The following is a 9755-nucleotide window of genomic DNA, read 5'->3' as shown; positions in this document are numbered from 1 at the left end:
AATACAAAGCGAAATGGTATGGTAAAACAATCGTGAAAATAAGCAGATGGTTTCCGTCTAGTCAAATATGTTCCGATTGTGGACATCAAGATGGCAAGAAATCTCTTGAAATAAGGGATTGGACTTGTCCTGTTTGCAACGAACATCACGATAGAGATATAAATGCCAGCAAAAATATCCTAGCCGAAGGTTTAAGAACCTTAGTTTTGGCTTAAACAAAAAAATAGAACCGTAGGAATCTACGGGGATAGCTTGGTCAATAAGAGAAACCTCTGTTGGCAAAGAAATACGCTAACAAGTACGCTCTATTCCCAAGAATCTCCCACTTCTAACAACCCGAAAGGGTGTTAAGTGGTGAGTAGTTCAAAGATTGACACTACAGTATAGAGAGGAAGTACATACTTGTCCGAATTGCACCCATCCTGGTTTTTAGCATTAGCCGCAACCATAGCCGTTCTCGCCCAGACATTCAATTATTTTCGGATCATAAGGAAGATTCCTAGTATCCTCCCAACAGATCCAACTAGAGCAATAGACATGAAACAAATAAATTATTTGAAAGAACCTTATCATCTTTCAAGCTTCGTTTTCATGGGTATTGCCATGGTGATCATTATCAGTGTAGTTGACCATGCAAAAGCCGCAGAAGCCCATGTTCTTATAACCAACTTTAACTTATATTTGTTATTCTTGTGGGTTGGTGGAGGATTAATCCTGTTTGGAAAACAAGTTTACATCTTGGTTAATGTAGTAAATGAGCAGTCCAGGAAGTTGATTTGGAAGTCAGTGAATCAATTACTTTTTAAACTGGCCATTTTTCCGTCAATAGGGATTTTGATCAATGGTTACATGTATTATTATAATCGTGAGCAAACAGGATCTGAATATCAATTAGTAGACGACTGGTTCTATCAAATTGTCCATCCTACTTTCCTATTTTTCCTCGCTTCTTTGCTTACGGTTGTTTTTGCTACGATATTTACGAAGAGAATGCTAATAGCGATTAAAAAGAATATGGAGAGAGGGGAGAATGGTTCATCGGCTAACGACGTGTTGGAAAAACAAAGGGGTATTACTTCAAAATATTATATTATCTATGCAGCTACCACTTTTATCCCGCTCATTTTTATTTATATGGGGTTTGAAGGGGTCAGAAGGGCACCGAGTATACCCCACATTACTGTGCTGATGTCCACAATTCTCATGGGACTCTTGTTTTTCTTTGGATTTCTCATCCTCTATTTTCGAAAAAACAGTACGTTAACGGAAATGGATGATGACAAATTAAAAAGGTCAATCCGAATGTGGATACGCCCGTTTTATTTCTCGCTTCTGTTTATGGCAAGCTTCACTATCATTGGGAACTTGTGGATATTGATTTATTATGCATTTAATTGATTTTTGTATCACTATTTCAGTTCGTTCCAAACATCATCAATGGATTAAATAAATTCATCTGTTTAAGCTATTGATAGTGTCCTAATAAGATGTCCTGTAACTATCTCTTTAAATAGAAAAAGCAGTAAATAATAGAGAGGCCTCCCTCTATTAGTCAACTTCTAATGACTTTTTGGGATGGCCTCTCTATCTACTTTTTTCAAAACTTGTTTGTTAGACAAATATTCTGCGTCGATTTCCTACTAATATTGCTGTACCCACTAAAAGGAGTAGAATTCCAGCAACAATCCAGTTATAAGAATTAGTAGCTGTGTCTGGTAGTCTTTTATCTTTATCAGATTTGTCTAATTCATTTTTTCCTGTTTCATCTTGGTCAGATTCTTTACTAGTCTTATCTCCATCTTCAGAGGACTCGGAGTCATCGTCATGATCATCAGAATCTGGTAGACCCGGAGTGACTGGGTGTGTCGGATCAACAGGTTGACCGGGAATAACCGGTTCTTCCAATTCTTCGTCTACTTCCAATACGGCAAATAGGCTAAAGTGGTTTGTTTCAGCTGTCATAAAGCCATTAGATAGTGATCCCCCAATATTTTCCCAGTGGCTTTCTTCCTCTTTTAAATGATGCACACTTACTTTTTCCACATCATCAATTAAGTCTTCCTTAACAGGTAGATGAAGGGTAATGAAATAGTCACCGAAATCAGATAATAACTCACCATCTTGGACAATTGTAAAGTTATAAATATCACTGACAAGCTGACCAATTTCATCAAGGGAATTCTCATTTAATTCAGCTGGATTCACTTCTTCAAAGGCGAGAGTGACATCTCCTGTACCGAAGAGAGCAGCTGGAATTAGCATGGAAACAGTGCTTGTTTGAAGATGTATCATCGCCTGATTCCCTTTTAAAGTACTAATCTGAGAGGCAGAGAAAAAGAGTTCAGAGATTCCTTCAAATTCACTAGCATGAAGGTCGATGACGAAAGTACTTCTTGAAATGGTTTGATTTACTTCTCCATCACTTATCACAACCTTGGAATCCTCTACTGTAGGTCGGGAATGAATTTGTACTTGAATTCGTTCTCCTTCTACATAGTCGACTGGGTTGACTTGTGCTTGTACATAATCAATGACTGCCTCCCAAACCAATCCAGCGTCATATTCCAGTGTTTCGTTACTTAATGTGTAATGACCGCCGTTATGCATAAAGTCATTGTAAGCTACTGTAAACTCATCCTCATCGGCGACTGGAGTTCCGTCTTCTAGATAAAGGATTACATCACTGAATGTTTGTGACCCTTCTCCCTTCACCAAGATGTAGTGTAAGCCTGATGTCTGTATATCTACTGTTCTGTGATAGTTTGACTGGGCTAAAATCATTTCCTTTAATTTTGCACCAGTTGTCTCCACAATCACGACTTGATTTTCATACACATCTAATGCTTCTATTTGTTCAGCAGTGATTAATCCTGGAGGGATATTCCCTGTTACGGAGCTGCCATTAAGAAGACCGATGTCTGTGTTACCTTTTGCTCGGATGGCGTCTGCATAGAGGTTTCCGATTCCCACATCCATGAAAGACTTATTTGAACTGAATAAGCCATTTACAGTCGAGCCGATAACATCTCCATCAGGACCACCTGCATTAGGGTCAACTTCAATGGAAATGCGTCCTTCCGAATAATAATTTAGTTTCTCTCCTTGACCAGTTAAAAACTCTGCATAGTCTATCATCGCAGTAGTCATTGGAGTTACCTCATTATAGAGAACATCACCTTCGAAATCATAGCCTGAACCGCCAGTCCCGATATAATCTGGTACGGCAACATGATACGTTTCAGTCATTTCTAACGGTGTCCCATCCAACTCTAATACTGCGTCAGAGTATTGTCCGCTTGCATTAGTTAAAATGGTATAGTGTAGCCCAGATGATTGAAGGTCAATTTGGTTCCTTCCCCCCCGGGAAAATGAGTATTCAATGACATTCTTAATCGCTTCTCCGGTCATTTCAATAAGCATAACTTGATTATCGAAAGGTTCAATACGATAAATATCACCAATGGTAACGTCCCCTGATGCAATGGAATCCCGGATTCCTCCATTATTGGTAAAGGCAATATCTGCATCTGCTGCGAATGCCATGGCATCCGTCCAGAAGTTACCCAGTGAAACATCTTGATCATAACGCCCGTCACGGGATAAACCTGTATCCGTTTCTCCGATGACGATGTTTAGAATCTCATCCATCTGTTCATTCCAGTCATCTATAATAGCTTGAACGCTAGAGTCTGTATCCGTTAAGTCACCTATAGTTTGTAACCCACCAGAAACGTCAACCACTTCTTTTGTGTCAGGATCGATTGAAAGATTTAATCTCCCAACATGGCTTCCATAGCCGCCTGCCTGCGCAATTGGTGTTCCGTTAACTACTTGCGGTGTGTTTAAAACCGTATGGGTATGTCCCCCGATGATAACATCAAAGTAATCTACTTCTTCGGCAAGACTTCTGTCATCCCCATAACCGATATGGGTCAAAGCAATAATGATATCTGCATTTGCCTCTAGTTCCTCTTGGTAAGCAAGTGCCGTTTCCACATAATCGTGAAACTCGATTCCCACCACACCACTAGGTGCTGTCGCTGGAGGGTTTTGAGTTAAGCTAAAGACAGCTACATCAAACTCTCCAAACTCAAAGATCGTATAAGGATCTGGCTGTTCAATTGGAATATCCTGATCTACTGTCATGTTTGCGCTGAGCCATGGAAATTCTGACTGCAATACTCTTTCGGCAAAAACATCTTGACCGTAATCAAATTCATGGTTACCGATAACTAATGCATCCAATTTCATTTCGTTTAAAATATCGATGATCGGCTCACCAAGGTTAATGTCGTTAACCGGTGATCCACTGAATATATCACCTGCATCTAAGTAAAGGGAGTTTTCTGCGGCATCCCTATGACTATTTATATATGTTGCTGCTTTTCCTAAGTCGTCGATTCTTGAATGAATATCGTTAGTGTGAAGAATCGTTAAATCCAATAAATCATCCCGTGGAGGATCAACAGGATCCGGAGTTCGTGTGTCGTCAGTTAGAACAATATCATCGGCACCACGTGGTTTTAACTGGTAAGTTCCATTAAATACGCTGGCTGGACCTGTTACATCTACCACATCACCGTTTTCAAATGAAAAGTCGCTGTAGGCAAGACCTGTACGATTATCAACTCGTACTAAAACGGATTCATTCCCTAAGTCGGCGTCGAATTCAAATGTACCATGAGAGTTTACCTCGTTTAAATTACCAATCGTCACACTTTCTAATGTCACTAGTTGTCCTTGAACAGAATCGTTTAGTTGTGCAGGTGTAATGACGATAGGCTCTGGAAGAACTCCTTCACCAATTACTGTTAATTCCTTTAAATCGCTTAATTGAAATTCACCATTAAATTCTCCAATCGTTCCTGTGAAGCGGACTTCATCCCCCCGGTTAACATTGTTAAATTCAAAGGCATATGTGCCGGCGGTTTCATCTTGAAGGAAAAATCCACTTCCGCCCCAAGAACCAGGTGTAGAAGTAACAACTCCTTGAACCGTTACTTCATCCCCTGCCGTCATGGTGCGTACTTCTGCAATGGAAGTAATATCTGGAGTGTCAGGTTCTGAAGGTGGTGTCGAATCCTCGTTAGTGAATTCCATGTTCGTTGGTGTTTTAAGTCCAGGTTGACTAAAATAAGCCTCTAATTTGCCACTTACAAGTATTTGTTCGCCTATAATGTCTGGATTGGATTCTAATCCAAAATCATCTCGGAAATCAGAAGCGATTTGAACAAGTAAAAAGTTTTCACTATCTCGTTCTGTAGGATCGTCGGCCAAAATTAAATTATAGTCATTTGTAAAAGGAGCTTCGAAATTAAAATTCCCAGTGCCGACAGTATGTCCTACAACATACCCTTCCACTGTCGCTGTTCCATCATTGTTCTCAATCGCTTCTGTTATTGTTAAAACACTGTTTTCCATTTCGTTTGCAGCCACTGGCATTCCAGGTAGAATGGTGGAAACAACTAATGTCAGAACCATGAGATAAATGATTCCTTTTGACCAGCTTTTTTTCAGAAACATGTGTAACCTCCTAATTAGTTTTTATCCCTATTGAAATCAATGAAACGTTGACAATGAAAGATGAATCGCAATATGTGGTGGATAATGGATAGTGTAAGGCTTGTCCAACAGCTTATGAAAGAATCAAAGAGATCAATAGGGATATTGAGGGGGAACTCACCATAACTCTACCAATTGTTATTTAAGGAACAGTTAAGGCCGTATTAAGTACTTTATAAATCATGTATGGATTATGAATGCCGGGAAAGATAATTCATGAAGGGATGGCGGGGGAAAGTGACCAGTGACTGATGAGTTGGAAAGAACCCCGCTCTTTTTGAACAGAGAAAGGAACATTTTTTTCCAAAAGAAACCTTGAAAAACGTGAGAGGAGGGGATATAATTAACCTAATTCTTAATAGAGAACAATTCAACGGGAATTTGTACTAGCATTTTTTTTGCTTATTCCGTTCGTTATACCGAATGTGCTATGTGAATAGTATGAATATAATTTAGGAGTGTGAGTTGGATGAAAGTGGACGAGGATTTGTTGTCTGTGGAGGAAGGGGGTCTCTACGGGGCAATTAATGGTTTACGGGGCAAGCAGAAAAGCGTTTTGTTTGATATGATCAGGGATTCCAACTCGGATCATACAGTTGTCTGTAGTGATATTAGTGATGAGATTCGCAGGCTAGAGGCGAAGGGTTTCATCCGGGTGGTTCCTAATTATTCCGGGGAAGGATACTGTTTTTATGTGTTGCCTGACGCATCGATCTTGTTGGCGATGTTGCGAAAACAGGCTCGGAGGCAGTTGGTGGGAACGGGCTGGAAGCGTAAGGTACAAAGATTGTTTCGCCAGTAGGGTGAGATTTATGGTAGGAACAGTTTCCTCAAGGTGTAATCTGTATTCCGCATTAAAGTAGCTAATGTTTAATAGCTGCTTTTTTTGGTTTTATAAAGTGTTGTCATCCAGAAAGGCTGCTTTTACACGGAGTATAAGGAGATACAAGGTATACACCCCAAGATATGCCCCGGTCGCAAGAAAAAATGGATTGAGAAAGATGCCGTGTATGTTGGTCATAAACACGGTATCGTCAATAAGAATTTCATGGATAGAAGTGGCAGAGATGTTGCCGAATATGAGTGCAGAAAGTATGGCGAGCAGGTCGAAAGAGACTTGAAAGAGTTTTGATTTTTGACTCAGTATGATCATGATGGTTGGTACTGCAATACTACTTAAAACTAGAAGGATTTTCATGGTAGTCACCTTTTTATCTTTAGTCTAAGCAAGAAAGGAGAAGCTTATACGAAGGTGGAGGAAGCTTGTTGTGAAAGGTATATGTAAGTTTTTTAACGTGGTGCTGGACCCGAGCAACGGACAGGACATCCTAATATGGGGCATGCCACAGGACGCGGCGTTTTGCCCGACGGATATTTTTCTATGAAATACTAGCAAAGGAAGACACATAGGCGTTTATGCATACTTCTTGTATTGGTGTGAATCTTAAACAAGGAATAGTATGAAGCGAAGAGATAGGTCTTCTTTAAGGACCGTTCGGTTTTAGATTGTTTTTTATTTTGTTCATAAGGAGATGGATGTGATGGCGGACAAAAAACAGTTTGTTGTCATTGGCCTCGGCAGGTTCGGCGGCAGTGTATGTAAGGAATTGATTAAGTTAGGTAATGAAGTTCTTGCAATGGATATGGACGAACAAAAAGTAAATGATTATGCTAGATATGCAACTCATGCGGTTGTTGGAGATTCCACTGATGAATCGACACTCCGTTCATTAGGAGTACGCAACTTTGAAAACGTAGTGGTTGCGATTGGAGACAATATTCAGGCTAGTATATTAACAACCCTTCTGCTCAAGGAAATGGGTGTGAATAACGTATGTGTGAAAGCGAGAAATTATTATCATCATAAAGTGCTTGAAAAAATAGGTGCAGATAAAGTTGTACATCCGGAAACTGATATGGGAAAACGAATTGCGCAACAGATGTCCGATGAAAATGTGATTGATTATATTGAATTGTCCGAGGAGTATAGTATTGTGGAACTTATCGCTACTGCTAAATTAGAAGGGAAAACCTTAATAAAACTAAATGTGCGGGCTAGGTTCGGAGTAACCATTTTAGCTATTAAGAAGGGAGATAATATAGATATTTCCCCATCACCGGATTATCAAATTGGTAAAGGTGATCTGCTTATTGTAATTGGACATAATGAGGACATTAAAAGGTTCGAAGATCAGGTGATGTAAGTATGAATACGATGATGTATTGAAAAAGTGTAGGCTTTCTCCTCCACGTTTATTTGGTCAAAGTTTTATTTTGTCGGCGTGGGGAGATTTAATAAATTTATAATGCAGGAAGTACTTTTAAATTATAAATGTTACAGAAAATGTAATTTTTATCGAACACTATTCCTAGTGAACGGTGAAAGTTATATAATACATTGTGAGCCTTAGGTTTTACTCGAATAATTCCGCAATTTTACTTCCATGTTTACCCTCTCAAGATCAACTAACACCTCAAGATCATTAACATATTAGTAACCCATATGCAAATGACTCAAAAAGTAATGAAATCTTACATTAAAAAGATTTCCCATGGACCATTGTCTTTTCTACGGATCAATATTAGAACGAACGTTCGAAACCTTAACTACGGCAGTAAATGTAATTTATAAATACTATTATATTAGGAGGAAATGTCGTGGAAATGGAAAAAGTTGTTCAAGAAAAAAAGAAAAAGCCATTTTATCATTTTCCGACAGAAGACTCCCTCTTCAATCGTGTGAAGGGCGAAGCCCAACGATAAGGGGGAGATGAATGTCGGTTAGGCGATAGCCTAAAGGCTTTTTGTTGCCCACTTCATACCTTATTGATATAATCAGTCTTAGATAAGAGAAAGGCTGATAATGCAATGAAATTGGACAGTAATAATCATTCAGTATTCTTAATGTATTACCATCTTGTGCTAGTTGTAAAATATCGCAGAGAAGTCTTTGATGATAAAGTATCTGACTATGCTAAGGATATGTTTGTAAAGCTAGGCGAGAAATATAATATCTCCCTAGTCGAATGGAATCATGATAAAGACCATATTCACATCTTGTTCAAAGCACACCCTAATACAGAATTGTCAAAGTTCATAAATGCTTATAAAAGTGCAAGTTCTCGTCTGATAAAACGTGACTTCCCACAAATAAGAAAAAAGCTATGGAAAGAAATGTTTTGGTCGAGAAGTTTTTGCTTACTAACTACTGGTGGATCTCCAATCGATGTAGTTAAAAAGTACATTGAAAATCAAGGTCTAAAGTGAGGTGAAAACAATGTTAGTCAACAAAGCGTACAAATTTCGTATCTATCCAACCAAAGAACAGGAAATCTTAATTGCTAAAACAATAGGATGTAGTCGTTTTGTATATAATCGCTTTTTAGGGCAATGGAACGATACATTCAAAGAAACTGGCAAAGGATTAACTTACAATTCTTGTTCTGCTGAATTAACACAATTAAAAAAGGAATTAGTATGGTTAAAAGAAGTTGATAGCATTGCCCTTCAATCCTCACTGAAAAACCTTGCTGATTCTTATACTCGATTCTTCAAGAAACAAAATAAAGCTCCACGCTTCAAGTCTAAAAAGAATAAAGTACAATCCTACACGACTAAAGAAACAAACAATAACATTACCATTGTAGACAACAAAATCAAATTGCCGAAACTTGGTCTTGTTCGCTTTGCCAAAAGTCGTGAAGTACATGGTCGTATCCTTAATGCTACTGTTAGACGAAATCCTAGTGGTAAATACTTTGTATCAATTCTTGCAGAAATAGAAGTGCAACCATTGGAGAAAACGGAATTATCTATTGGTATAGACTTAGGTATCACTGACTTTGCCATTCTTTCTGATGGTCGCAAGATTGACAATAATAAATTCACATCAAAAATGGAAAAGAAACTAAAACGTGAACAGCGAAAACTTTCAAGACGTGCGTTAAATGCTAAAAACAATAATATTAACCTTCTTGATGCAAAAAACTATCAGAAACAAAAGCGAAAAGTTGCTAGATTGCATGAGAGAGTAATGAACCAACGTGACGATTTTCTTAACAAGTTAAGTACAGAAATAATCAAAAACCACGATATTGTCTGTATCGAAGACTTGAACACCAAAGGAATGTTACGCAATCATAAATTAGCAAAATCAATCTCTGATGTATCATGGTCTGCCTTTGTAACTAAAT

At 38.5% G+C, this 9755-nt stretch carries 8 protein-coding genes; 6 read left to right on the top strand and 2 right to left on the bottom strand.

From position 1 onward, the window contains the following. Nucleotides 1–215 (top strand): zinc ribbon domain-containing protein (locus tag KS419_RS15770; protein WP_217065473.1); only part of this gene is annotated, 215 nt, incomplete at its 5' end. A 187-nt stretch (nucleotides 216–402) separates the two neighbouring features. Continuing rightward, nucleotides 403–1398 carry a hypothetical protein gene (locus KS419_RS15765; RefSeq protein WP_217067358.1) on the top strand — a complete coding sequence of 332 codons (996 nt, stop codon included), beginning with the start codon at nucleotides 403–405 and terminating at the stop codon, nucleotides 1396–1398. Between the two features lie 213 nt (nucleotides 1399–1611). On the opposite strand, the gene KS419_RS15760 is transcribed toward KS419_RS15765, so the two are convergent. Beyond that, nucleotides 1612–5523, bottom strand: a complete 3912-nt coding sequence (locus KS419_RS15760) for a 5'-nucleotidase C-terminal domain-containing protein (protein ID WP_246594208.1) — start codon at nucleotides 5521–5523, stop codon at nucleotides 1612–1614. A gap of 508 nt (nucleotides 5524–6031) precedes the next feature. On the opposite strand from KS419_RS15760, the gene KS419_RS15755 reads away from it, so the two are divergent. After that, nucleotides 6032–6364 carry a hypothetical protein gene (locus tag KS419_RS15755; RefSeq protein ID WP_217067357.1) on the top strand — a complete coding sequence of 111 codons (333 nt, stop codon included), beginning with the start codon at nucleotides 6032–6034 and terminating at the stop codon, nucleotides 6362–6364. A 90-nt stretch (nucleotides 6365–6454) separates the two neighbouring features. On the opposite strand, the gene KS419_RS15750 is transcribed toward KS419_RS15755, so the two are convergent. Continuing rightward, nucleotides 6455–6760, bottom strand: coding sequence for a transposase (locus KS419_RS15750; RefSeq protein WP_217067356.1), 306 nt, complete (start codon nucleotides 6758–6760; stop codon nucleotides 6455–6457). Nucleotides 6761–7103: 343 nt separating this feature from the next. On the opposite strand from KS419_RS15750, the gene KS419_RS15745 reads away from it, so the two are divergent. From KS419_RS15745 to tnpB, 3 genes are all read left to right on the top strand, one after another. After that, complete coding sequence (locus KS419_RS15745; protein WP_217067355.1) at nucleotides 7104–7766, top strand: potassium channel family protein; 663 nt, start codon at nucleotides 7104–7106, stop codon at nucleotides 7764–7766. A gap of 664 nt (nucleotides 7767–8430) precedes the next feature. Continuing rightward, nucleotides 8431–8829 carry an IS200/IS605 family transposase gene (gene tnpA, locus KS419_RS15740; protein WP_217066102.1) on the top strand — a complete coding sequence of 133 codons (399 nt, stop codon included), beginning with the start codon at nucleotides 8431–8433 and terminating at the stop codon, nucleotides 8827–8829. A 10-nt stretch (nucleotides 8830–8839) separates the two neighbouring features. Continuing rightward, the coding region (gene tnpB, locus KS419_RS15735; RefSeq protein ID WP_217066103.1) for an IS200/IS605 family element RNA-guided endonuclease TnpB at nucleotides 8840–9755 on the top strand (916 nt) is incomplete at its 3' end.

This window comes from Evansella tamaricis, from assembly GCF_019042215.1.
In the GTDB taxonomy this organism is placed as follows: Bacteria; Bacillota; Bacilli; order Bacillales; family Salisediminibacteriaceae; genus Evansella; species Evansella tamaricis.
This window is presented reverse-complemented; position numbering and strand designations above follow the sequence as displayed.

Excerpts from the sequence above, each read along its gene's own strand:
- tnpA (WP_217066102.1), top strand. The coding sequence starts at position 8,431 with ATGAAATTGGACAGTAATAATCATTCAGTATTCTTAATGTATTACCAT.
- KS419_RS15760 (WP_246594208.1), bottom strand. The coding sequence starts at position 5,523 with ATGTTTCTGAAAAAAAGCTGGTCAAAAGGAATCATTTATCTCATGGTT.
- KS419_RS15755 (WP_217067357.1), top strand. The coding sequence starts at position 6,032 with ATGAAAGTGGACGAGGATTTGTTGTCTGTGGAGGAAGGGGGTCTCTAC.
- KS419_RS15745 (WP_217067355.1), top strand. The coding sequence starts at position 7,104 with ATGGCGGACAAAAAACAGTTTGTTGTCATTGGCCTCGGCAGGTTCGGC.
- KS419_RS15750 (WP_217067356.1), bottom strand. The coding sequence starts at position 6,760 with ATGAAAATCCTTCTAGTTTTAAGTAGTATTGCAGTACCAACCATCATG.